The organism is Sinorhizobium fredii USDA 205 (assembly GCF_001461695.1).
Taxonomy (GTDB): domain Bacteria; phylum Pseudomonadota; class Alphaproteobacteria; order Rhizobiales; family Rhizobiaceae; genus Sinorhizobium; species Sinorhizobium fredii.
The window spans coordinates 58,607-82,775 of the sequence record NZ_AUTC01000120.1 but is presented as its reverse complement, the minus strand read 5'-3'; the positions used below and the strand labels follow the sequence as shown (position 1 = coordinate 82,775).

Below are 24,169 nucleotides of genomic sequence, written 5' to 3'. Positions count from 1 at the left end.
CTTACTCCGCCGGCACGCCGACGCCGGATCGAAAGAGGCTGCGCTCGACGGCGCGCTTTTCCGGCCGGTGACGGGTGAGCGCCAGGACGAAGCCGGCGGTCACGCAGATCGCCACCATCGACGAGCCGCCATAGGAAATCAGCGGCAGCGTCATGCCCTTGGCCGGGAGCAGTTCGAGATTCACGCCGATATTGATCATCGACTGGATGCCGATCTGCAGCACCAGTCCGGCAACGGCAAAGCGGTTGAAATCGTTGCGTTCGCGGAAAGCATGGTTGAGCCCGCGCATCACCAGAAAGGCGAAGATCAGCACGATGACCATGCAGAACACGATGCCGAACTCTTCCGCCGCAACCGAGAAGACGAAGTCGGTGTGGCTGTCGGGAATGATGCGCTTGACGATGCCCTCGCCCGGCCCGCGGCCGAACCAGTCGCCACGGATGATGGCGTCGCGCGCCGTATCCACCTGGAACGTGTCGCCCTCGCCGGTCATGAACCGGTCGATACGACCGGCGACGTGCGGCAGCATCGTATAGGCGACGAAGAAGCCGCCGGCAGCCGCCCCGGCCAGCACGACGATCCACAGCCAAGGCATGCCGGCCATGAAGAACATGCCGCCCCAGACTGCGGCCGTAAGGATCGTCTGACCAAGGTCCGGTTGGGCGACGAGCAACGCGCCGACGATGCCGAAGAGCAGGATCGACAGCAGGTTGCCGGGAATTTCCGGCTGCTTGGCGTGCTCGGCAAAGAGCCAGGCGCAGACGACGACGAAGGCGGGTTTCATGAACTCGGACGGCTGGATCGAGATGCCGGCGATCGAAATCCACCGAAGCGAGCCCTTGACCTCCTCGCCGACGAAGAGGACGAGAACCATCATGCCGAGCGACGCACCGAGCAGGATGATCGCCGCGCGCCTGACCTGTCGCGGCGACAGGAAGGATATGCCCACCATCACCACCAGCGAGGGCAACAGGAAGACCGCATGACGCTTGACGAAATGGAAACTGTCGAGCCCGAGGCGCTCGGCGACCGGAGGACTGGCGGCAAAGGAAAGCATGAAGCCGACGCCCATCAGGAGGATGAAGGTCGCCAGGAAGAACCTGTCTATCGTCCAGAACCAGTCGGCCACGGGGCCACGTTCGGCTCGGCTTACCATCTGTCTGTCCCCTTTTCCGGCGCACTATACGCCAACTTCCGAAATCCCGGCTCCGCCGCGCCGATCCCGACCGGGAAAGCGCGCCTCAGATGAGCATGGTGACGCCTTCGAGCGCCGCCACATGGCCAACAAAGGCATCGCCCCGCACCTCGAAATTCTTGTACTGGTCGAAGCTTGCGCAAGCCGGGGAAAGCATCACGGCGGCCGGGCCCTCATGATCCCGTGCTGCATCCGCCGCCGCATGCGCGACAGCCTTTTCCAGGGTACCGGAAATCTCGTAGGGCACCGCCTCGCCGAGCGTCGCAGCGAAGGCGGGCGCCGCCTCGCCGATCAGGTAGGCCTTGACGATCTTCGGGAAGTACGGCGTCAGCGAACTGATGCCGCCCTCCTTCGGCAGGCCGCCGGCGATCCAATAGATCCGCTCGTAGCTCGAAAGCGCGGGGGCCGCCGCATCGGCATTGGTCGCCTTGCTGTCATTGACGAAGACGATGTCGTCCCTTTTGGCGATCGGCTGCATCCGGTGCTTGAGGCCCGGAAAGCTCTGAAGTCCGCGGACGATGTCCTGCTCGTCGACGCCGACGGCAAGGCAGGCGGCAACGGCTGCCGCCGCATTCTGGGCGTTGTGGCCGCCCCGCAGCGTCTCGATGCCGGCAAGATCGGCGAAGAGTGCCCGCGTCCCGCCGTCGGCACGCAGGAGAGACGAGCCTTCGGCATAGATCCCGTCAACCAGCCCATGACGGCGCGAGATCCGCACGACCTTGGTTCCGGCCCGCTCCACCCGGTCGGCGATCAGGCTCGAGAAACTGTCGTCGACGCCGACCACGGCCGTGCCGCTTCCCGCCACCAATCGTTCCTTGATGTCGGCATAGTGCTGCATGGTGCCGTGCCGGTCCAAATGGTCGGGCGTCACGTTGAGGAGGATACCGGCCGTGGGGTCGAGCGTCGGCGCAAGGTCGATCTGGTAGGACGAGCATTCGACCACAAAGAAGCGCTCTGCCCTCGGCGGATCGAGTGTCAGCACGGCCCTGCCGATATTGCCGCCAAGCTGGGTGTCGCGTCCGCTCGCCTTCAGGATATGGGCGATCAGCGCCGTCGTCGTCGACTTGCCGTTGGTGCCGGTGATGGCGATGAATGGGCAATCGGGAGCATGGGCGCGTCGCTCGCGCACGAAAAGCTCGACGTCGCCGATGATCTCGACGCCGGCTCGATGGGCGAGATCGACCGTCCAATGCGGCTTCGGATGGGTCAGCGGCACGCCTGGCGACAGCACGAAGGCGGAAAACGCGTTCCAGTCGACATCGCGCAAATCGGCCGTCGCGATCCCGGCAGCAGCGGCTTTGGCGACGCTGTCGGGATTGTCGTCCCAGGCGGTGACCTGTGCGCCGCCCGCGACCAGCGCCTCGGCTGTCGCCAACCCGGAGCCGCCGAGGCCGAACAGCGCGACCTTCCTGCCCTTGAATGTGGTGACCGGGATCATCGCATTACCGCAACTTGAGGGTCGAAAGACCGACCATTGCCAGAATGACCGCGATGATCCAGAAGCGGATCACCACCTGGCTCTCCGTCCAGCCCTTCTTCTCGAAGTGATGGTGGATCGGCGCCATCAGGAAGACGCGTCGGCCGGTGCGCTTGAACCAGAAGACCTGGATGATGACCGACAGCGTTTCGATGACGAAGAGGCCGCCGATGATGATCATGACGATCTCGTGCTTGGTGGCGACGGCGACGGTGCCGATCAACCCGCCGAGGGCAAGCGACCCCGTATCGCCCATGAAGATCGCCGCCGGCGGCGCATTGAACCAGAGGAAGCCGAGGCCCGCGCCGATCACGGCGCCGAGGATGACCGCCAGTTCGCCGGTGCCGGGCACGAAATGGATCTGCAGGTAGTTGGCGAACACTGCGTTACCGGCGAGATAGGCGATCAGCCCGAAGGCGGCGGAGGCGATCATTACCGGCACGATGGCGAGACCATCGAGACCGTCCGTCAGGTTCACGGCATTGCCCGCACCGACGATGACGAAACCGCCGAAGAGCACGAAGAAATAGCCGAGATTGAGCATCAGGTCCTTGAAGAACGGGAAGGTCACCGACGACCCGAAGGTCGACCCCGCGCTGCCGGCGGACTGCGCCGCCTGCATCATGAAGAAGACCGCGATGGCTGCGATAATGAACTCGATGCCGAGGCGCGCCTTGCCGGAAAAGCCCTTGTCCGACTGCTTGGTGACCTTGAGATAGTCGTCATAGAAGCCGATCGCACCGAAGCCGAGCGTCACCAACAGCGTCGACACGACATAGATGCTCGAGAGATCGGCCCAGAGCAGCGCCGAGCCGACAATGCCGGCGAGGATCATCAGCCCGCCCATGGTCGGCGTGCCGGCCTTCTTGAAATGCGTCTGCGGCCCGTCGGCCCGGATCGGCTGACCCTTGCCCTGGCGAATGCGCAGCGAGGAGATGATGGCCGGCCCGAACAGGAACACGATCAGCGCGGAGGTGAAGAGAGCTGCCCCCGTGCGGAAGGTGATGTAGCGGAAGAGATTGAAGAATTGAAAGTGGTCCGCCAGTTCCACGAGCCAGATCAGCATAAGGGACCTTTCCCCAAAGGTTTAGAATCGGACATCGCCCAACAGAATCGTCTGGCGAACGATACCCACTTGCGTTTGACTATGTTAGGCCAATTCCCCTGGCCCGGGCCTTATCCACCAGCATTGGTGGCACTGCCCCTATACTTCCCCCGCTTCCGACGTCTCTTCGGAATAGGCATCGAAAAGAGCCTGAACGATCTTGGCGCAGCCGGTACCCTTCGATGATTTGACCATTACCACATCCCCGGCAGCAATCTCGCCAAGCGCGTAGGAGGTAAGATCGCCGACCGCCTCGCGGTAAACGACCGTAACCTCGGCCGGCAACGCGTCACGCAGATGCGCCATATCGGTCCCGGCGAGCCAGACGTCGGTAATGCCAGCTTCCACGATCGGCTCCGCCAGAGCGGCGTGGACAGCCGCCGCGTGCTCGCCCATCTCCAGCATGTCGCCGAGAATCGCGATACGGCGGCCACCGGCCCGTGGCTCGGCGTCACGCAGGAGGGCGATCGCCGCCCGCATCGACGCCGGGTTGGCATTGTAGCTTTCGTCGATGAGTGTCAGGTGGCCGCCACCGATCTTCAGACGGTGCCGCAATCCCCTTCCCTTCTCCGGCTGCATGGTGGCAAGCGAGGCAAGCACACGGTCGAGGTCCGCGCCGGCGAGTTGCGCTGCGGCAATCACCGCCAGGGCATTCTCGGCAATATGCCTACCCGGCGCGCCGATCGTCACCTCCCGCGTCCTGCCGCCGATTCCGGCCCATAGACCGGAACTCTCGGCTCCTCCGGCGAACTCGATCAGCCGATACTCCGATTTCGGATTGGCGCCGAAGGAGTGGATATGGCTGACGCCCGCCGTCGCGGCTGCCCTCTCGAGAAGGTCAAACTGCGGGCTGTCGCGGTTGATGACCGCATGTCCACCCTTGACGACCCCCTCGAAAATCTCCGCCTTCGCCGTGGCGATTTCGTCGAGACTGGCGAAGTTGCCGAGATGGGCAGCGGCAATGCTGGTGACGACGGCCACATGCGGACGCACCATCGCGGTCAACGGCCGGATCTCGCCATGATGGTTCATGCCGATCTCGAAAATGCCGAACTCGGTCGTCTCCGGCATGCGCGCCAACGTCAGCGGCACACCCCAATGATTGTTGAACGATGCGATCGAGGCGTGGACACGCCCGAGCGGCGACAGGACATGCCTCAGCATCTCCTTCGTCGTCGTCTTGCCGACCGAGCCGGTAACGGCGATGACTTTCGCGGCGCTGCGGTCGCGGGCCGCGCAACCGAGACGGATCATCGCCTCGAGGACATCGTCGACGACGATCATCGGTGCGATCAACCGCCCGAGCGCCGGAAGCTTTCCTTCGCTGACGACGAGCAGAGAGGCTCCATTGGCAAGGGCGATGCCGGCATAGTCGTGGCCATCGACGCGATCGCCTCTGATCGCGAAAAAGGCCTCGCCCTTGGCGATCGTGCGGCTGTCGATTGAGATGCCGATGATCCCTTCGGGCAGGTTCCCGACCGGGCGGCCGTTCATCGCCGCCAGCAGATCGCTGCATGTCCAGAGCCAGTTCAAATCACTGCCCTCCCAGCGCCTTGCGTACTTCCGCATGATCGGAGAACGGCAGCGTCACGGAGCCGATCGTCTGCCCCTCCTCGTGCCCCTTGCCGGCAACGATCAATGTATCGCCGGCCTTCAGCATGCCGACGGCGGTACGGATCGCCTCGGCGCGGTCGGCGATTTCGGTAGCGCCCCTGGCGCCCGCCATGATCTCCGAGCGGATCACCTCGGGGACTTCCGAGCGCGGATTGTCGTCGGTGACGATCACGACATCGGCAAGCCGGGCGGCAATTTCGCCCATGATCGGCCGCTTGCCCTTGTCACGGTCGCCGCCGCAGCCGAAGACGATGATCACCCGGCCAGTCGTGAACGGGCGCACCGATTCCAGCACGTTTTCGAGCGCGTCGGGCTTATGGGCATAGTCCACATAGGCAAGCGCGCCATCCTTGGTCTGCCCGACCAGTTCCAGCCGGCCGGAGGCGCCCTGCAGCTTTTCGAGCGCCGAGAAGGCTGCCTTGGCTTCAATCCCCGTCGACATGGCAAGGCCGGCGGCGACCAACGCGTTGGCCACCTGGAAATCGCCGGCGAGCGGCACGTGGATTTCGAAGATGTCGTCGCCGACGTGGACTTCCGCCGACTGCTTGTGGCGGAAATGCTCGACCCGCTTCAAGCTGATGAAATCGCCGTTGCGGCCGACGGTGCGCACGTCGTGGCCCGCCTTGCGGGCCGCGGCGATCGCCTCGGCCGACCATTGGTCGTCGGCGAAGATCACCGCCGGCGAACCTTTCGGCAGCAGCGCCCCGAAGAGGCGCATCTTCGAGGCCATGTAGTGCTCGACGGTCGGATGGTAGTCCATGTGGTCGCGGCCGAGATTGGTGAAGGCGGCGGCGGCGAGCCGAACCCCGTCGAGCCGGCTCTGGTCGAGGCCGTGGCTGGAGGCCTCCATCGCCGCGTGAGTGACGCCCTCGTCGGCGAGTTCGGCAAGCAGCTTGTGCAGCGACACCGGGTCCGGTGTGGTCAGCGAACCATAGTCGTTACGGCCCGGCGCGGTGACGCCCGTCGTGCCAATCATCGCGGCCGCGAGGCCGGAATGCGCCCAGATCTGCCGCGTAAACGAGGCGACCGAGGTCTTTCCGGCCGTCCCGGTCACCGCCACCATCGTCTCGGGCTGGCGCCGATAGAAGCGAGCCGCGGCCTGTGCAAGGAAACGGCGCGGTTCGGAAAGCTCGAAGACCGGTGCACCGGCCGCCGCGCCGGATCCTTTTGCGACAATCACCGCCGCTGCGCCGCGCGCCAGGGCGTCGGCGATATAGGCGGTGCCGTTCGCTTTCGTGCCGGCGACGGCGACGAAGAGATCGCCCGGCTTGACCTGCCGACTGTCGGCGGTAATGCCGGCAATGTGGATCTCCGAGGCATTGCCCTTCAGTTGAGCCGAAAGTTCCGGGAAATTCGTTCCCGCCAGGTCCTTGATCTTCATGAACTGCACGTCTCACACCGATATCGATCGCCGAAATCGCGAATCGTCCGCATTCTCATTTCACGGTCAATAAGACACAAGCAAGGCAGAGCCGTCTTCTCCGAATTTCGGCTCGACGCCGAGCAGCGGCGCGGAGCGGCTGATGATGTCGCGTACCATCGGGGCGGCGTTGGAGCCAGCGGTCCGCCCGCCGCCCTCACCGGTCTTTGCTGCGTCGATGAAGGTCAGGACGATGTATCGGGGATCGTCGATCGGGAAGGCGGCCAGGAAGGCGTTGAAGTTCTGGTCATTGACGTAGCGGCCGTTGACGACCTTGTCGGCCGTTCCGGTCTTGCCGCCGACGTTGAAGCCCGGCACGAGCGCCCGCTTGCCGGAGCCGGCAATGCCGTTCCAGCGGAGCAGGAACCGCATGTCGTCGCTCGTGCTCTTCTTGACGACCGCGGTCGCAAGTTCGTTCGCCTGCTCCTCCGTGCGCGGCAGGAAGGTCGGCGGGATGAGCTTGCCGCCATTGACCAGCGCCGCGCCGGCGACCGCCGTCTGCAGCGGCGTGGTCGAGACGCCGTGGCCGAAGGAGATGGTTATCGAGTTGATCTTCTTCCATTCGCGCGGCTGGGTCGGCGTTTTGACCTCCGGCAGTTCCGTCGGCAGCTTGGAAAGCAACCCGAGGCGGGTGAGGAATTCCTTGTGCCCGGGGATGCCGACGAGGTCGGCAACCTTCGCGGTGCCGATGTTCGAGGAATACTGGAAGATTTCCGGCACGGTCAGAACCCGCCGCTTGCCATGAAAGTCCTTGATGGTGAAGCCGCCGATGCGGATTGGCGCCGTCGCATCGAAACTGCTGTTGAGCGTCACCTTGCCGGAATCGAGGCCCATGGCGATGGTGAAGGTCTTGAAGGTGGAACCCATCTCGAACGTGCCGTTCGACATGCGGTTCATCCAACCCTCTTCGGCGCCTTCGGCGGGCTTGTTCGGATCGTAGTCCGGCACCGATGCCATCGCCAGCACCTCGCCGGTGTGGACGTCCATGACCACGGCACCGGCGGCGATCGCCTGATAGTTCTTCATGCCGGAATCGATGACGTCGCGCACGATGTTCTGGACGCGCACGTCGATCGAGAGCTTCACCGGCTCGAGCTTGGCGTCGCTGGTCATGCCGATCGCCGCCAGGTCGGCGAGCCCCTGGCTGTCGATATAGCGCTCCATGCCGGCAACGCCGCGGTTGTCGATGTTGACGTGGCCGAGGATATGGGCGGCAGTCGGCCCGCCGGGATAGAAGCGCCGCTTTTCGGGCCGGAAGCCGATCCCCGGAATGCCGAGTGCCAGGATTTCGCTCTGCTGCTTGGGCGTCAATTGCCGGCGCAGCCATTGGAAACGCGAGTTCGATTTGAGCTTGTTGTAGATCTCGCGCGCGTTGAGGTCGGGCAGAACCGTCGCCAGCCGCTCCACCGCCTCGTCGGCATCGACGATCTTGTGCGGCTCGGCATAGAGCGAAACGGTGCGGATGTCGGTCGCGAGGATCTCGCCATTGCGATCGAGAATGTCGGGACGCGAGGCCATGAGATTGTCGGCGCGCCCGATCGACGACACCGTCTCCGGCTGCGCCACACCGTATTGCACGAGGCGACCGCCGATCACCGCATAGGCGATGCCGAAGCTTGCGATGACGATCGCAACGCGGCTTTTCGCCTGGCTGGCGCTCTTCTTGCGCGTCCCTTGGAAGGTCACGTTGACACCCGTCTCTCCGGGACGGTTGTTGCCGCCGGCAGAGAAATGTGCCTTGCTCTTCAGCACCATGATACGGGAGAGAAACGACATCAGCGCGCCACCGAACCTGTTGCGATATTATCGGCATTGATGACGGCGGCGATGCCATCGTCCTTCTTGCCTTTGCCCTTCTTGTCCTTGCCCTCCTCCGGAGGCGGCACATCCGCTTTCAGCATCGGCAGTTCCTCGGGCCTGGCAAGTTGTGTCGAGGGCGTCGGCGCGAGTTGCAGGTCGGCGGCGAAGGCACCGACGAGCCGCTCCAGCCGGTTCGGCTGGGTCAGCAGCGCCCAGTCGGCCTTGAGCAGGTCGATCGTGTCCTCCTCGAGCTTGATCGCGGCGTCGAGCCTGCGGACCTCCTCGAGCTTGTTCTCGGCCTGATGCTTGATCGTGTAGGTGACCGTAGCGGCCCCCGTCATGACGACTATCAGTACAATATCGAGCGTTCTGAGCATCGTCTCTTAGCCCCCTAGTCTGGCAAGGCTTGCCAGCTCCGGCAGATTGAAAATCGACAGATCGTTTCCCGGCGACGCAGTGGGTGTGCGGATACCAGCCCTGAGTTTCGCCGACCGGGCGCGCGGATTTTGGGACGCCTCCTCCTCGCTCGCCGCAACCATAGGCTTGCCGACTGGAGTGAAGGTTGCGTCCCGTGCCGTCACCAGCGGAAGATGGCGTGAGCCGCCCGCCTTGCCCGAGCGGTCCTGGAAGAATGTCTTGACGATCCTGTCCTCGAGAGAATGAAAGGTGACGACGACGAGGCGCCCGCCGGGCTTCAGGACCCGTTCGGCCGCAAAAAGCGCATTGGCGAGTTCGCCGAGCTCGTCGTTGACAAAGATGCGCAGCGCCTGGAAGACGCGCGTCGCCGGATGGATCTTGTCCTTCGCCTTGCGCGGCGTCACCGTCTCGATGAGGTTGGCAAGATCGCGGGTCGTTTCGAAAGGCACCTCGGCGCGGCGCCTCTCGATCGCACGCGCGATGCGCCCCGCCTGCTTCTCCTCGCCCAGGAAGCCAAAGATGCGGATGAGATCGGAGACCTTGGCCCGGTTGACGACATCGGCGGCGGAGACGCCGGCGGCCGACATGCGCATGTCGAGCGGCCCCTTCTTCTGGAAGGAGAAGCCGCGCTCCGCCTCGTCGATCTGCATCGACGAGACGCCGATATCAAACACGACGCCATCGAGTCCGCCGTCCGGTACATGATCCGCCAGCTCGGAAAAACGCGAATGAATGAGTCTGAGCCTGCCTCCGGCAGCGGCGACCATGGGCTGGCCCGCGGCGATCGCCGTCGGATCTCGGTCGAGCGCGATGACGTCGGCACCCGCATCCAGGATCGCGCTCGTGTAGCCGCCGGCGCCGAAGGTTCCGTCGAGGATGACCTTGCCGGGCGCCGGATCGAGCGCCGCCAGCACCTCGGCGAGCATGACGGGAATGTGACGAACCGGTCCGCCATCGGCTTCAGAAGCTCTGTCGCCTTGATCCGTCACCATTCCGCCTCTCCACTCTATTCTGAACGCAGCCCCCGTTGCTTGCGCCCTTCCCGGGCCTCCGCCTGCGCCCTCGCAAACGCCTGCGGCTCCCAGAGCTGAAAATGATCGCCCCGCCCGACGAACGTCACGTCGGTCGAGATGCCGGTGAAGTCGCGGATGAAATCCGTCACCATCAACCGGCCCTCCGGGTCGAGCTTCACGAAGACGCCGCCCCCATGAACGAGGAGCGACATCTGGTTGGCCGCATCCGAAAACGGATCCTCGGCGGCCATCTGTTTCTCGAACCGGTCCAGAAGCTCCGGACCACCGACGCTCACCGCCGGAAAGACGAAGTCCTGGAAGCAGTATAGCTCCCGAACACCCGCCTCCAAAAGCACGGCGCGAAACGCCGAAGGCACGGAAACCCGCCCCTTGGCATCGATCCGGTTCGTAGCATGTGACAAGAAGCGGTTCATGACGCGAAACGGCCGCCCCCGACTGGCGGGCCATGATCATCGACCCACGCGAACACTGGGCTGCGCACGCAAAAGACCCCCGCCGGACACGAACGTGCCCGCCTGAACCTTCCGAGGAAGGACCCCTGGAATTTCGCGATGATGGGCCACGACGCAGCCCTTGCGCAGTACCATTATGGGATAACATGGGACCATATGGGCGTCAATGGGAGAAGCTCGTAAACAGCCTCACGAATGATCAAATATTGATAGGTTGTTAAGTTTAACAAAGAGTTACGATCGAGGATCCTAACGCCTTGGAATGCCGCGTAAAAGCAGCGCAGGAGGGCGTGTCAGCGCGCCCTGACGCCCTGGTTTGCTCGGGCATGACGGAAAGCCTCGGTTCCCGGCGCTCACGCCCGAAACCGCGCTCTGAATGTGCTGAGGAAAAATCGCCAGTTGGCCTGTAAGCCGGGTTCTGTATGGCTCCGCCTCCGAGGAAGCGGAACGTGGCAGCCATTCATCTGGGACTGCGCTTGCGCGCAGCCTCGTGCAACCCACCCGGATGACCGGCCTGGAAACCGGCTGGACGCTTGCGCGCCCGTGTCATCCCTATTCGGTTTTGCTCCCGGTGGGGTTTACCGTGCCGTCCATGTCGCCATGTCCGCGGTGGGCTCTTACCCCACCCTTTCACCCTTACTCCGCGAGGCGGAGCGGTTTGCTTTCTGTGGCACTTTCCCTGGGGTCGCCCCCGCCGGACGTTATCCGGCACCGTGTTTCCGTGGAGCCCGGACTTTCCTCACCCCGCGGCCTTTCGGCGCTTGCGAGGCGCGGCTGCCCGGCCAACTGGCAGAGGCTCATTAACCGACCGGGGCGAGAAGCGCTAGAAAAATCGACGCCTCACCTCGGCTGGAGCGGTGCCGCCTATCGATAGGCGACGGCGAAATCGGTCTCGTATTCCCCGGCATCGAGCCGGCCGTTCTTCACCAGCGCCGCGCCGAGCCGGCCGATCTCGTCGGAACTCTTGGCCGCCTGACCATTGCCGCCGGTGAGCACGGCGACACGATCGCTGACAAAGCCGATATAGGGGTAGCCGTGCCGCGTGAACGAGGTGACGCATGGCGAAAAATGCGTCGATACCGGTCTGAGCCCCGACATCACGCCGGCAAGCAAGCCACGCATATGGTTTGCCGCCTCGGCGCTCGCAGCGCCGCGGAACCATGCCCGGACCGCCGCTTCACCGGCAAGGATCTGGTCCGTCGGGTCACCGCCGATCTTGATGTAGTGTTTGCCGTCGGCGTAGGCAACCGGCGGCAGCAGATAGTAGCTTTGGTCCTGCGCGGGTGCAGCGCCGATCAGCGACGGCATGCCGTCAAACCCGGCGAGGTCGTCGGGGCTGATTTCTGCGAAGAGCACCGTGCGGGCCTTTACCGTCAAATCGATCGGCTTTGGCAGCAGCGCCTCGGAGAGTGAAAAGCCGCCGGCCGCCACGAGGACGCGCCCTGTCCGAAGCGTGTGCCCCTCGATAGTCGAAACATTCACCGCACCGGCCGCCTCCTCGACGCAAACGACCTCTTCGCGGATGACGCGCGCACCCAGTCTCTCCGCCGCGACCGTCTGTGCCCGGACCAGGGCGCGAGGATTGACATAACCGGCGCCGCGCACCTCGTGGATGCCGGCATAGCCCTGCGGAAAGCGAAACCAAGGAAAGCGCTCGGCGAGATCCCCGCCGACCATCAACGGCGCCTCGACCCGAAGCCTGTCACGGGCACAGGCAACCCTATCGAGATAGTCGAAGCCGCTGCTCGGCGCCGGCGCGGCGATCAGGCAGCCCACCTCGTAGTAGAAATCGATCCCGCTTGCCTCTGAAATCTCGCGATAACGCTCGATCGATCGGTGGGCGAGACGTGCCCAAGGGGGATCGTTGTCGATCGTGCGGGTAATACGGGCATTGTCGTAGTGGCTGGAGAAGACGCCGCGATGGTTCGCCCAGTCGTCCGGCTCGTCCGGCCCGACAAGAGCGACGCGGGCACCTGCCAGGCTCAAATGGCGCGCCGCCGCAGCGCCCATCATGCCCTTGCCGACGATAACGAAATCAAAGCTTTCCGACATGGATATTCCTCGACGCTTCGCTGCGGGAATAGCATGCCGCCCGGGCAATGACACCGAGCTCTTTCAAAATTTAGTACGCCGGAACGCGAGACCTATCCGGCCGTGTCCTAGAACCCGCATGAGTTCCAGAGCTTATCGGCCGCCCACCCCGGAGCGGCTCGTTTTTTCGACTTTAATTGAGGATGTTCTGGACCTTGCCGCAATAGCGCTTCGATACGGGGTTCATGCGCTTGGCAGCATGGCCGGCGTTGTATTTGAGGATGGTGCCGCAGGTCGTGCCGTCCGAGAGCTCCTGGGCCTTCGCCAGATACATCATGCCGAACTTGATATTGGTTTCCGGGTCGTAGAGGCCCTTGGCGGAACCGGAATAGCCCATCATGCGGGCCGTGGCCGGCTTGATCTGCATGAGGCCGATTTCACCGGCGCTGCCCCGGGCGCTCGCATCGAAATTGCTTTCGACCTTGACGATGGCATGCGCCAGATCAGCAGCGATCCCGTACTGCTTCGCATAGGACTGGATGAGGATCGTGTACTGGGAGCCGCGCGTGAGGTCGAATTGGGGAGCAGGATAACCTGTCGTTCTGGTCACCGACTGCAACGACGAAGTCTTGATGGTCTTGTCGACACCCCCTGCGTACGACGTACCCATCCCGGCGATGAACATGCCAAGGCATGCCGCCGCCGCAGCAACAAACGATATTCTCATGTAGTTTGAAGTCTCCGGTCTGGGGAACTGGCCGGACGGCGCACCCCACCGTCACGACCGATTTTCCTGATCGATTTCATTGACAGGAGCACCGGCGCCAGACGCCGCATCTCCTGCGTTGATGCACCGGAAATGAAGGGCCTAACATGGTAAACATGTGGCAAACGCAAAAAAATCGCGCGGCAAGGCGTCGAGGCCGCTAAATCAGTGCGGCCGAAAATTGCAGCCTAGGCAGCGAAATTCGGCAGTTCCGAGAGCAATCGATGTAGCGTATCGATGGTGGAGACGTCGGCGATGCCGTCTACCCGAGATTGACGGAAATGCCGCTGGAAAGCGGCCACCACGCCTTCCGTCCGCTCGCAGAAATCTCCCGTAACTTCAATGTTGTAGCCATAGAGCGATAGCATCGACTGCAGAGCTTCGACCGGCTGCCCGCCGTCGCCGCGCTGAAAGAAGCGGCCGCCGCCGACCGGCGCCGGCTCGACCCAGTGGCCGACCCCGCGGCGATGTAGCACATCCCAGGGAAAATTTTCTCCCGGATCGACCTTGCGAATCGGCGCCACATCGCTGTGCGCGAGCACCCTTTCGGGGGCAATATGCCAGCGCTCGCCACAGTCACGACACAATTCGACGACCGCATCGATCTGCGCTTCAGGGAAGTCCGGCAGCCCGGCCGGGTGACCGCCATTGGCGATTTCAATACCGATGGAACAGGAATTGATGTCCGCCTCGCCCTTCCAGAGGCTCTTGCCGGCGTGCCAGGCACGCCGCTCTTCAGGCACGAGCTGGTCGATCCGGCCGTCCTCGTGAACGAAATAGTGGCTGGATACCTGGCTTTCCTCGCGACAGAGCCAATCGAGCGCCGAGATCGCCGTTTCCATTCCGGTATAGTGGAGGAGGATCATGTCCGGCCGGCGCCCACCGGCCCGCTCGCTGTGGTTGGGCGACGGCACGAAGCGAGCGCCCGGAAAGTCGCAGGTCCTCAAAGTCATGCTGCGCGGCGTTCTCTCTCGATCGCCTCGTAAGCGGCATTCAACGCCGCCATGCGGTCATTGGCGATTGCATGGAATTCCTCCGGCACGCCCCGCGCGACCAGCATGTCAGGATGATTCTCGGAAACGAGCACCCGATAGCGCCGACGGATATCGGAGAAATCATCCTTCGGCGAAACACCGAGAACCTGATAGGGATCGCGACCGTCGCCATGGACATGGCGTGCCATGATGCGCTCGAAATGCGGCTCGTCCATGTTGAAGATTTCCGCAACGCGCATCAGGTAGGCAAGTTCCTTGTCGTGCACCGCGCCGTCGGACTTGGCGATATGGAAGAGTCCGTCGACGATGTCCTCGAGGATCGGGCAGTTGCGCTCGCAGGACGAGCAGAGCGACGCCATCTTCTCCGCATAGGCCCCGTAGCCCGCCACATCCTGGCGGGCGAGGTTGTAAAGCCGAGCGACGTTCTTCGCCTGGTCCGCAGGGAACTTGAAGATATCGCGGAAGGCGGCGACTTCGGCTTCGTTGACGATACCGTCAGCCTTCGCCATCTTCGCCGACAAGGCAATCATAGCCACCGAGAAAGCCACCTTGCGGCGCGTCTCGGGATCCCCTTCGAAGAGTGTACGGACCGCCTCGACCACACCGGCGAGCGCATTGCCGGTGGCCGTTACGATCTTGATGAGGCTATCCCAGAATGACATGAGTGCGATTGTTCCCTGTCCACGACCAAGCATGGCCCGATGTGGTGGCATATTGCAAGCGGCCGACGATGCCAAAACGTCACGGATGACGGAATTGTGATGGCCCCTCAATAAATCACCTCGCCGTAAATCTCAAGGTGAATTGCATTGATCGAGTCTTTTGCCGGGCTGATGGGTCCCTTTTCAGACATCCACAGCCCTGTCATTTTATTTCCGTCGGAATTGCGTTAGACCACCGGTGGTCTTTGACCTACGCATAAATTGAGAATGCGGTCGATCTCCCGAACGATCGCATGATGCCGAAATCCGAGGAGGAAACATGGCCAAGAAGAAAGTCGCAATGCTGACGGCGGGGGGGCTCGCGCCCTGCCTTTCATCCGCTGTCGGCGGACTCATCGAACGCTATACGGATATCGCCCCCGACTACGAGCTGGTGGCCTACCGTTCCGGCTATCAGGGCCTGCTTCTCGCCGACCGCATCCAGATCACGAAGGACATGCGCGAGCGGGCGCATGTCCTTCACCGCCACGGCGGGTCGCCGATCGGCAATAGCCGCGTGAAGCTCACCAACGCGGCCGACTGCGTCAAGCGCGGCCTCGTGAAGGAAGGCGAGAACCCGCTTCGTGTCGCAGCCGAAAGGCTCGCTGCCGATGGCATCAACATCCTGCACACGATCGGCGGTGACGACACCAACACGACCGCCGCCGACCTGGCCGCGTATCTTGGCGCGAACGGCTATGACCTGACCGTCGTGGGCCTGCCCAAGACCGTCGACAACGATGTGGTGCCGATCCGCCAGACGCTCGGCGCCTGGACCGCCGCCGAATACGGCGCACGCTTTTTCGACAATGTGAGCAACGAGCAGAGCGCCGCGCCGCGCACGCTGGTGGTGCACGAAGTGATGGGCCGGCACTGCGGCTGGCTGACCGCAGCGACAGCGCGCGCTTACATGCAGATGACCGCCGACAAGGAATATGTCGATGGTTTCATGATGGATGCGCAGTTGAAGAACATCGACGGCCTCTATCTGCCGGAGGTGAAGTTCGATCTCGAAGCCGAAGCCGAACGCCTGCGCCAGACGATGGACCGGAATGGCTATGTCACGCTGTTCGTCAGTGAAGGTGCCTGCCTCGACGCGATTGTCACCGAGCGTGAAGCCGCCGGCGAAACGGTCAAGCGCGACGCCTTCGGCCATGTGAAGATCGATACGATTAATGTCGGCAACTGGTTCTCGAAGCAGTTCGCCGCCCTGCTTGGCGCCGAGCGGTCGATGGTCCAGAAGTCCGGCTACTATGCCCGCTCCGCGCCGGCGAACGGCGACGATCTGCGCCTGATCCAGAGCATGGTCGACCTTGCGGTCGAGAGCGCGCTCAACAAGGTCTCCGGCGTCACTGGCCACGACGAAGACCAGGGCGGCAAGCTGCGCACGATCGAGTTCCCCCGCATCAAGGGCGGCAAGCACTTCGACACCTCGGCCAAGTGGTTCGGCGAGGTGATGGGCGCGATCGGCCAGAAGTGGCAGGCGGCAGACTGATCTGATCCTTCTTCTGGAGGCTCAATAGCAGTTGACGGCTCCGCGTTTGAATGGCTCCCTCCGATTTCTCGGCGGGACGCCGTTCAAACGCGGAGCTCTTTCATGTCTTTCGAACACTGGTTTGCCTTCGTCGCCGCCTCGGCCCTGTTGCTCGCCATCCCCGGCCCGACGATCCTGCTGGTCATCTCCTATGCGATCAGCCACGGGCGCAAGGCAGCGGGCGCAACCGTTGCTGGCGTGGCGCTTGGCGATTTCACGGCGATGACCGCCTCCATGCTGGGCTTGGGCGCGCTGCTGGCCGCCTCGGCCACCATCTTCACGGTCCTGAAATGGATCGGCGCCGCCTATCTCGTCTGGCTCGGCATCAAACTCTGGAAAGCCCCGGTTCCCGCCAACGGCGAGAATGACAGTGAAGGGCCTGCCGCGGAACGGCCTCTCAGGATATTCCTGCACGCCTATGCCGTGACCGCGCTCAATCCGAAGAGCATCGTCTTCTTTGTCGCCTTCCTGCCGCAATTTCTGGATCTGTCGCGGCCCCTTCTTGCTCAGATGGCGATCTTCGAGACAACATTCCTTGCCCTCGCAGCCGCGAATGCAATGCTCTACGCATCGCTTGCCTCGGCCGCCGGAAACACGATTCGCAAACCGAATGTCCGGCGGTTCGTGAACCGCACCGGTGGCTCGCTGCTCATCGGCGCGGGGCTGCTGTCGCTCGGCCTGAAACGGGCGACGGCGTGAAATTCGCCCGCGCGCTTCCGCAACTGGCGGCATAGGTTAATGGAAATTCAAGCGCAGTGGTTGGCAGCCGCTGATTTGCACGGGGCTACGGGGCCCAGAAGCACGAAAGTGACCGCATGGCGAAGATCCGTATCTCCCTTTCGAAACAGGCATTTACCGCCATCGCACTGACATCGGCACTTGCTTCGGGATGCTCCACGGTCGAGCGCACCTCCCTCGAAGAACTGACTGCCGTGCAAACGGTCACCCCGATCGCGAAACCCGGAACGGAGATGACGGCTTACGCTCTCCCGGCGCCGATCGGCGTCGCGTCGAGCACCTCGGCGGCACTGAGCACGCAGACGGCGGCAACCGCCGCCGCGCCGACGGATGCCGCAACGGCCGCAATCGCTGCCGCTCCGGCCGGCCAGGCCGGCATCACGCCGGCGACGGATGCGACGCTCGCCTTCGCGGCTCCGCAGACCGTTGCCGTACCCACGGCCAAGCCGGGCCAGGCCTTCGAAGTGGCCATGGCAGCGCCCGTCCCAGCCGATCTCTCGCCAGCCGCGGCTTCAACAGCCGTTGAAAAGAGCGCCGAGTCGCCCGCCGTACCGTCCCTCGGAGTTGCCGCCCTGTGGGAATCGGATTTCGACACCGGCGAACCGGTCGGCCTCGAGACGCTGGTGGCCAAACGCATGATCGTCCCGACGGAGCGTCCCAGGACCGGCGTCATCGGCTCGGCCGTCGGCGCGGTCGCAAGCGTCATTCCCGATTCGCTGAAGCTGACGAAATCGCCCACCAGTTCCAAGCCCGAGCTCGACCGGCTGATCAAGCACTATGCCGAGCTCAACGGCCTTCCGCTCGAACTCGTGCATCGGGTCGTCAAGCGCGAGAGCAACTACAATCCGCACGCCTATAGCAAGGGCAATTACGGCCTGATGCAGATCAGGTACAACACGGCTCGGGGCCTTGGTTACGACGGACCGGCCGAGGGTCTTTTCGACGCGGAAACCAACCTCAAATACGCGACCAGGTATCTGCGTGGTGCATGGATGGTCGCCGACAACCAGCACGACGGTGCCGTGAAGCTCTATGCCAGCGGTTATTACTACCACGCCAAGCGCAAGGGCATGCTCGACATGCTGGATATGCGCTGACGGCAACGCCTTCGCTTTGCCAATCCACAACTGTGACCGGTGCGGCGCTCAATCGAGCGCCTCGATTATTTTGGCGTTCAGTTTCTGCACGTCGTGGCCGGTACGCGAGGGCGTGAGGCCGAGCCGAACGACCGCCAGCCGCAGCGACGGAACGAGCATGATCGCCTGTCCGTCATGCCCGAGCATCCAGAACGTATCGGACGGGAAATTGCCCGTGCCGGCGCGGATGCCGTTCTCCATGAGCCAGACCTGGGCGGAGCCATAGTCGCCGCCCGATGCGGCAGTGGGGGCTCGCATGAACTCCACAAAGCCGTCGGGCAAAAGCGCCCTTCCCTTCCAACGGCCATCGTCCAGCAGGAACTGCGCAAATCGCGCCCAATCCTGTGCCGTGGCGTACATGTAGGACGAACCCACAAAGGTGCCGCTCGCGTCCGTCTCCATGACCGCGCTGGTCATGCCGAGCGGATCGAACAGGGCTTGGCGGGGATAGGCGAGCGCCGCAGCCGGTCCGTCGAAAGTCCCCATCCACAGGCGCGACAGGAGGTTCGTCGTGCCCGTCGAATAGCTGAACCGGGCACCCGGCGCCGCTTCGAGCCGCTTCGATGCGGCGAACCCTGCCATGTCGCCTTCGAGAAAGAGCATCCGCGTCACGTCGGTGACGTCGCCGTAATCCTCGTTAAAGGCGAGCCCGCTCTGCATCGCCAGGAGGTCCGCAAGCTTGATCCGCGCGCGGTCATCGCCGCTCCATTCTGGAATAAGGTTGGCCTTTTCCGGATCCATACGCCCGTCGGCGACCCGCAAACCCACGAGTGCAGCCGTGACGGACTTCGTCATCGACCAGCCGAGCAACGGCGTATCGCGGTCGAAACCACTGCCATACGCCTCCGCCACCAGGCGCCCATCCCTGATGACGGCGACCGCACGCATGCCTGGGCCGGCCAGTTCCGGATCATCCACCAGACTCTGGAATGCCGGTTCGATGTCCGCCTTGCTTCCCTCGGGCCAGTTTATGTCCGGGCTCGGTAGAGCGCCCGCGCCGCCGGCGGTGTTCCCGATTGCCGGCGCAGCCAGCGCCTGCATGGTCGCGCCTGCGGTGACCGTGCAGCCAAAACCCGGGCGATGGACAGCCCGAACGGGTGCGGCGAAGCCGAAGATGCGCGCCGTCACCGTCTGCTGATCGCGATCGACCGCCACACCGACGAACTTCAGCAATGGATGACCGGGCGCCTGTACGTCCTCGGCGAGAACCGCCTCAGGCTCCCGCCCCGCCAGGAAGACGTTGGAGCAAACGATCTTGGCGGCATAACCATCGCCGACCTTGAGCAACTCCGGTGGAAAGAAGGCCAGCCAGCTGGCGGCCGCCGCCGCGACCGCGACGGCCAAGGTACCGGATTTCCGCAACAAACCCTTCATAGCCGCCTCCTGCCGACGACAGGAAAACAGGTTTCCAGAGAAAGGAAAAGCCTCTTCGGTGCTTAGGAAGCCCGTGGGCAACTCGTCATCAAAGTGTAGTCGAGTCACTCTAGAAGCGCCTCCAGTTTCAACTGGATGGCAGACAAATGACGGAACTCGCCCCCGATGCCGGCTTCGGCGGAAAGAATGCGAAGCTGAAGAGCGCGCTCCTCCAACACAAGGCCCTGTCCTTTGCCGGGCTGTCGGAGCGCCTGTTCGGATTGCTATTCTCCGGGCTCGTCTACCCTCAGATCTGGGAAGATCCGATCGTCGACATGGCGGCGATGCAAATCGAGCCCGGCCACCATATCGTGGCGATCGGTTCGGGTGGCTGCAACATGCTGACCTATCTCTCCGCCGGACCAGCGCGCATCGACGTCGTCGATCTCAACCCCCATCACATCGCCTTGAACCGGCTGAAGCTCGCCGCCTTCCGTCACCTACCGAGCCATAAGGATGTCGTACGGTTCCTCGGCAGCGCCGGCACGCGCTCGAACGACGAGGCCTTCGATCTCTTCATCGCGCCCAGGCTCGACGCCGGCACGCGCGCCCACTGGAACGGCCGCGACCTGACAGGCCGACGCCGCATCGGCGTCTTCGGCCGCAATATCTATCGTACCGGCCTTCTCGGCCGCTTCATCGCCGCCAGCCATATTCTGGCGCGGCTCCACGGCGTCAACCCGGCAGATTTCGTCCAGGCGCGCTCGATGCGCGAGCAGCGGCAGTTCTTCGACGACAAGCTCGCGCCGCTCTTCGACCGGCCCGTCATCCGCTGGATCACCGGCCGCAAGAGCTCGCTTTTCGGCCTCGGCATTCCGCCGCAACAATTCGACGAGCTCGCCAGCCTGAGCGAGGAACGGTCGCTCGCCGCGGTGCTTCGCCACCGCCTCGAAAAGCTCACCTGCCATTTTCCACTGCGCGAGAACTACTTCGCCTGGCAGGCTTTTGGCCGGCGCTATCCGCTCCCCCACGAAGGCGAGTTGCCGCCTTATCTGCAGGCATCGAACTACGAGGCGATCCGCAATCACGCCGATCGCGTCGCGGTCCATCACGAGAGCTTCACGGATTTGCTCGGCCGCAAGCCGGCATCTTCGGTCGACCGCTACGTGCTCCTCGATGCACAGGACTGGATGAGCGATCGGCAATTGAACGATCTCTGGAGTGAAATAACCCGCACCGCCGCGCCGAACGCCGCGGTGATCTTCCGCACGGCGGCAGAAGCGAGCATTCTGCCCGGGCGTCTTTCTTCGGCCCTCATCGACCAGTGGCACTATGACGCCGAGACCTCGTCAAAGCTCGGCATCGAGGACCGGTCGGCGATCTATGGTGGCTTCCACGTCTACCGGAAGAAAGCATGAGCGCCGCGCAGTCTGCAGGCAATAGCCACGCCAAACTCATGGACCGGATGTATCGCTACCAGCGATACATCTACGATTTTACCAGGAAGTACTATCTGTTCGGGCGCGACACGCTGATCCGCGAGCTGAGCGTCCCATCGGGCGGTTCCGTGCTCGAAGTCGGCTGCGGCACGGGGCGCAACCTGGCGATGATCGGCGATCTTTACCCCGACGCCCGGCTTTTCGGTCTCGACATCTCCGCCGAGATGCTGGCGACCGCCAAGGCGAAACTCCGGCGCCTGGGTCGCACGGATGCAAATCTGCGCATCGCCGACGCCACGAACTTCACGGCCGCATCCTTCGGCGAAAATGGCTTCGACCGAATCGTCATCTCCTATGCGCTGTCGATGATTCCCGACTGGCAGAAGGCGATCGACGCGGCGATCGGTGCGCTCAACCCGGGCGGCTCGCTCCATATCGCCGACTTCGGCCAGCAGGAGGGATGGCCGGGCGGCTTCCGCCGCTTCCTCCAGACTTGGCTTAAACGCTTTCACGTCACGCCGCGCGAATCGCTGTTCGACGTCATGCGTGCCAAGGCAGACCGTGACGGCGCCGCACTGGAGCTGAAGTCGATCGGCAGGGGCTATGCATGGATCGCCGTGTACCATCGAGCGACAATTGACCGGGTGCAATGATCCGCAGACACGGCGCCGATGCAATTGCCGCTTGAGCTAACTCAATTTTTACGATGATATGGTGAAAAGGAGGTAACGCCTCCCTGGGGGACATCACCGTCATGGAAACCATCGCGTGAGGCAGGATCGTCGTTCGTCTCGTAACGGAACCCTCATGCGCCGGCTTCTCCTGGCTTTGCTGCCCATCGCCACCATCCTCTCCGCCTGCACGTCGACCGACTACGACCTCGTGCGGACCGCCTCCATACCGCCGCGCTTCCGGGACACCGACCCGCAGGATTTCGGCGGTCGGACGCCACATCACCACAGCATCCACGGCATCGACGTTTCCAAATGGAACGGCGACATCGACTGGATGAAGGTGAAGAACTCCGGCGTTTCCTTCGCCTTCATCAAGGCCACAGAAGGCAAGGACCGCGTCGATGCGCGCTTCCAGGACTATTGGCCGCGGGCGCGCGCCGCCGGCCTCGCCTACGCCCCCTACCATTTCTACTATTTCTGCTCGAGCGCGGACGCACAGGCCGACTGGTTCATCGCCAATGTGCCGAAGAGCGCCGTCTATCTGCCGCCCGTGCTTGATGTCGAGTGGAACGGCGAATCGAAGACCTGCCGTTACCGCCCGTCGCCGGAGACCGTGCGCTTCGAGATGAAGCGCTTCATGGACCGGCTGGAAGCGCATTACGGCAAGCGGCCGATCATCTACACCTCCGTCGATTTCCACCGCGACAACCTCGTCGGCGCCTTCAACGACTATCACTTCTGGGTCCGTTCCGTCGCCAAGCATCCCAAGGACATCTACGTCGATCGGCGCTGGGCCTTCTGGCAATACACCAGCACCGGCGTTATTCCGGGCATCCAAGGCCACACCGACATCAACGCCTTCGCGGGCTCCCCCAAGAATTGGAAGAAATGGGTGGCAGCCGTTTCGCAATAGGCGGGAATTGCCGCGCGCATTGAAGCCGTGGCGGACCGACTTCTTCATTCGGTCATAATGCTCTGAGAAAGCACCTGCATATTGACCTGCGACACAGCGCAAGCCCGACGGCCACGCCAAGCCGCCCCGGGGCATGGAAAGGAACTATGATGATCGGCAAGGCCCGCAACGCTCTTCTCATTATTGGCCTGCTCGCCCTCTCCACCACGTCGGTCCTGGCGCAGACGCAACCTCAACCGCAGTCCTCTCCGGCCTGCGGCGGCGACCTCGCCGCCTTTCTCGACGGTGTAAAATCCGAGGCGGTCGGCAAGGGCATTCCGGCCGATGTCGTGGATCGGGCGCTCGCCGGTGCTGCCATAGACCAAAAGGTGCTGAGCCGCGACCGCGCCCAGGGCGTCTTCAAGCAGACCTTCACCGAATTTTCCAAGCGTACCGTCAGCAAGGCGCGGCTCGACATCGGTGTGCAGAAGATGAAGGAATATGCCGACGTCTTCGCCCGCGCCGAAAGCGAGTTCGGCGTGCCGGCGCCGGTGATCACCGCTTTCTGGGCCATGGAAACAGATTTCGGCGCCGTTCAGGGCGACTTCAACACCCGCAACGCGCTGGTGACGCTGGCGCATGACTGCCGCCGGCCGGAAATGTTCCGGCCGCAACTGCTTGCGGCCATCGAGATGGTTCAGCACGGCGACCTCGATCCGGCGATGACCGCAGGCGCCTGGGCCGGCGAGATCGGCCAGGTGCAGATGCTGCCGGAGGACATTATCGCCTACGGCGTCGACGGTGATGGCGACGGCCACGTCAACCTGAAGAAGAGCTCGCCTGACGCGATCCTCACCGCGGCAAAGTTCATCAAGAGCCTCGGCTTCACGGCGGGGCAGCCCTGGATCCAGGAAGTCAGCGTGCCGGACCAACTGCCGTGGGAGAAGACCGGGCTGCAGCCGGGCATGACGGCCAGCGATTGGTTCGCTCTCGGTGTCGCGCCGCGCGACGGCAACACATCCCACGGCGCGCTTGAAGCAGCCCTGGTCCTGCCGCAGGGACGCAAGGGCGTCGCCTTCCTGACCTATCCGAATTTCAAGATCTACCTCGAGTGGAACCAGTCGTTCATCTATACGACGTCCGCTGCCTATTTCGCCACCCGTCTCGCCGGCGCCCCGCCCTATCAGGCCGGCAATCCGGAGCCGGGACTTGGCGACACGGAGATGAAGGCGCTTCAGGCCAAGCTGCAGGCGCTCGGCCACGACGTCGGCAAGATCGACGGCATTCTCGGCTCGGGTACACGCACCGCGCTGCAGAAGGAGCAGTTGAAGCTCGGCCTGCCAGCGGACGGCTGGGCGACACCGGATCTGCTCCAGGCACTCTGACACGAATTTCG

The 24,169-nt window shown here is 63.5% G+C and carries 21 protein-coding genes and 1 other RNA gene; 7 read left to right on the top strand and 15 right to left on the bottom strand.

Features of this window, described 5'->3' with window-relative positions; translation table 11 throughout:
* Position 1: 1 nt before the first annotated feature.
* From ftsW to N181_RS12555, 14 genes are all read right to left on the bottom strand, one after another.
* Positions 2 to 1,156 (bottom strand): putative lipid II flippase FtsW, encoded by a 1,155-nt coding sequence (gene ftsW, locus N181_RS12620; protein WP_012708634.1) that lies wholly within the window; start codon positions 1,154 to 1,156, stop codon positions 2 to 4.
* A gap of 85 nt (positions 1,157 to 1,241) precedes the next feature.
* The gene (gene murD / locus N181_RS12615) at positions 1,242 to 2,633 is read right to left on the bottom strand and encodes a UDP-N-acetylmuramoyl-L-alanine--D-glutamate ligase (protein ID WP_060563412.1); all 1,392 of its coding nucleotides are present in this window, start codon (positions 2,631 to 2,633) and stop codon (positions 1,242 to 1,244) included.
* A 4-nt stretch (positions 2,634 to 2,637) separates the two neighbouring features.
* On the bottom strand, positions 2,638 to 3,738 hold the full coding sequence (mraY, locus tag N181_RS12610) for a phospho-N-acetylmuramoyl-pentapeptide-transferase (RefSeq protein WP_014328954.1): 1,101 nt from the start codon (positions 3,736 to 3,738) through the stop codon (positions 2,638 to 2,640).
* Positions 3,739 to 3,876: 138 nt separating this feature from the next.
* The gene (locus N181_RS12605) at positions 3,877 to 5,310 is read right to left on the bottom strand and encodes a UDP-N-acetylmuramoylalanyl-D-glutamyl-2,6-diaminopimelate--D-alanyl-D-alanine ligase (RefSeq protein WP_042777133.1); all 1,434 of its coding nucleotides are present in this window, start codon (positions 5,308 to 5,310) and stop codon (positions 3,877 to 3,879) included.
* Position 5,311: 1 nt separating this feature from the next.
* On the bottom strand, positions 5,312 to 6,772 hold the full coding sequence (locus tag N181_RS12600) for a UDP-N-acetylmuramoyl-L-alanyl-D-glutamate--2,6-diaminopimelate ligase (protein ID WP_014328956.1): 1,461 nt from the start codon (positions 6,770 to 6,772) through the stop codon (positions 5,312 to 5,314).
* A gap of 66 nt (positions 6,773 to 6,838) precedes the next feature.
* The gene (locus N181_RS12595) at positions 6,839 to 8,587 is read right to left on the bottom strand and encodes a peptidoglycan D,D-transpeptidase FtsI family protein (protein ID WP_037396975.1); all 1,749 of its coding nucleotides are present in this window, start codon (positions 8,585 to 8,587) and stop codon (positions 6,839 to 6,841) included.
* Complete coding sequence (gene ftsL, locus N181_RS12590) at positions 8,587 to 8,988, bottom strand: cell division protein FtsL (protein WP_012708640.1); 402 nt, start codon at positions 8,986 to 8,988, stop codon at positions 8,587 to 8,589. Before ftsL ends, N181_RS12595 begins: the two co-directional genes overlap by 1 nt.
* 6 nt (positions 8,989 to 8,994) lie before the next feature.
* Positions 8,995 to 10,020: a 16S rRNA (cytosine(1402)-N(4))-methyltransferase RsmH gene (gene rsmH, locus N181_RS12585; protein WP_037396977.1), complete on the bottom strand. Its 1,026-nt coding sequence runs from the start codon at positions 10,018 to 10,020 to the stop codon at positions 8,995 to 8,997.
* 14 nt (positions 10,021 to 10,034) lie between these two features.
* Positions 10,035 to 10,475, bottom strand: coding sequence for a division/cell wall cluster transcriptional repressor MraZ (gene mraZ / locus N181_RS12580; protein ID WP_012708642.1), 441 nt, complete (start codon positions 10,473 to 10,475; stop codon positions 10,035 to 10,037).
* A 430-nt stretch (positions 10,476 to 10,905) separates the two neighbouring features.
* An RNA gene (rnpB, locus tag N181_RS12575) (RNase P RNA component class A) lies at positions 10,906 to 11,304 on the bottom strand.
* A gap of 74 nt (positions 11,305 to 11,378) precedes the next feature.
* Positions 11,379 to 12,566, bottom strand: a complete 1,188-nt coding sequence (locus N181_RS12570; RefSeq protein WP_014328959.1) for an NAD(P)/FAD-dependent oxidoreductase — start codon at positions 12,564 to 12,566, stop codon at positions 11,379 to 11,381.
* A 172-nt stretch (positions 12,567 to 12,738) separates the two neighbouring features.
* Complete coding sequence (locus N181_RS12565) at positions 12,739 to 13,272, bottom strand: lytic transglycosylase domain-containing protein (protein ID WP_014328960.1); 534 nt, start codon at positions 13,270 to 13,272, stop codon at positions 12,739 to 12,741.
* Positions 13,273 to 13,499: 227 nt separating this feature from the next.
* Complete coding sequence (locus tag N181_RS12560) at positions 13,500 to 14,264, bottom strand: N-acetylmuramoyl-L-alanine amidase (RefSeq protein ID WP_014328961.1); 765 nt, start codon at positions 14,262 to 14,264, stop codon at positions 13,500 to 13,502.
* On the bottom strand, positions 14,261 to 14,968 hold the full coding sequence (locus N181_RS12555; protein WP_060563411.1) for a J domain-containing protein: 708 nt from the start codon (positions 14,966 to 14,968) through the stop codon (positions 14,261 to 14,263). Before N181_RS12555 ends, N181_RS12560 begins: the two co-directional genes overlap by 4 nt.
* Before the next feature lie 319 nt (positions 14,969 to 15,287).
* On the opposite strand from N181_RS12555, the gene N181_RS12550 reads away from it, so the two are divergent.
* From N181_RS12550 to N181_RS12540, 3 genes are all read left to right on the top strand, one after another.
* Positions 15,288 to 16,502, top strand: a complete 1,215-nt coding sequence (locus N181_RS12550) for a pyrophosphate--fructose-6-phosphate 1-phosphotransferase (protein ID WP_014328963.1) — start codon at positions 15,288 to 15,290, stop codon at positions 16,500 to 16,502.
* 102 nt (positions 16,503 to 16,604) lie between these two features.
* Positions 16,605 to 17,240, top strand: a complete 636-nt coding sequence (locus N181_RS12545) for a LysE family translocator (RefSeq protein ID WP_037396980.1) — start codon at positions 16,605 to 16,607, stop codon at positions 17,238 to 17,240.
* A gap of 116 nt (positions 17,241 to 17,356) precedes the next feature.
* Positions 17,357 to 18,376, top strand: coding sequence for a lytic transglycosylase domain-containing protein (locus tag N181_RS12540; RefSeq protein WP_037396982.1), 1,020 nt, complete (start codon positions 17,357 to 17,359; stop codon positions 18,374 to 18,376).
* A 48-nt stretch (positions 18,377 to 18,424) separates the two neighbouring features.
* On the opposite strand, the gene N181_RS12535 is transcribed toward N181_RS12540, so the two are convergent.
* Complete coding sequence (locus N181_RS12535) at positions 18,425 to 19,789, bottom strand: serine hydrolase domain-containing protein (RefSeq protein WP_037396985.1); 1,365 nt, start codon at positions 19,787 to 19,789, stop codon at positions 18,425 to 18,427.
* Between the two features lie 146 nt (positions 19,790 to 19,935).
* Between N181_RS12535 and N181_RS12530 the strand changes: the two genes are divergently transcribed.
* From N181_RS12530 to N181_RS12515, 4 genes are all read left to right on the top strand, one after another.
* Positions 19,936 to 21,186, top strand: a complete 1,251-nt coding sequence (locus tag N181_RS12530) for a BtaA family protein (RefSeq protein ID WP_014328967.1) — start codon at positions 19,936 to 19,938, stop codon at positions 21,184 to 21,186.
* Positions 21,183 to 21,860, top strand: a complete 678-nt coding sequence (locus N181_RS12525; RefSeq protein WP_014328968.1) for a class I SAM-dependent methyltransferase — start codon at positions 21,183 to 21,185, stop codon at positions 21,858 to 21,860. Before N181_RS12530 ends, N181_RS12525 begins: the two co-directional genes overlap by 4 nt.
* A gap of 154 nt (positions 21,861 to 22,014) precedes the next feature.
* The gene (locus N181_RS12520) at positions 22,015 to 22,794 is read left to right on the top strand and encodes a glycoside hydrolase family 25 protein (protein ID WP_037396987.1); all 780 of its coding nucleotides are present in this window, start codon (positions 22,015 to 22,017) and stop codon (positions 22,792 to 22,794) included.
* A 149-nt stretch (positions 22,795 to 22,943) separates the two neighbouring features.
* The gene (locus N181_RS12515; protein WP_014328970.1) at positions 22,944 to 24,158 is read left to right on the top strand and encodes a lytic murein transglycosylase; all 1,215 of its coding nucleotides are present in this window, start codon (positions 22,944 to 22,946) and stop codon (positions 24,156 to 24,158) included.
* Positions 24,159 to 24,169 lie beyond the last annotated feature (11 nt).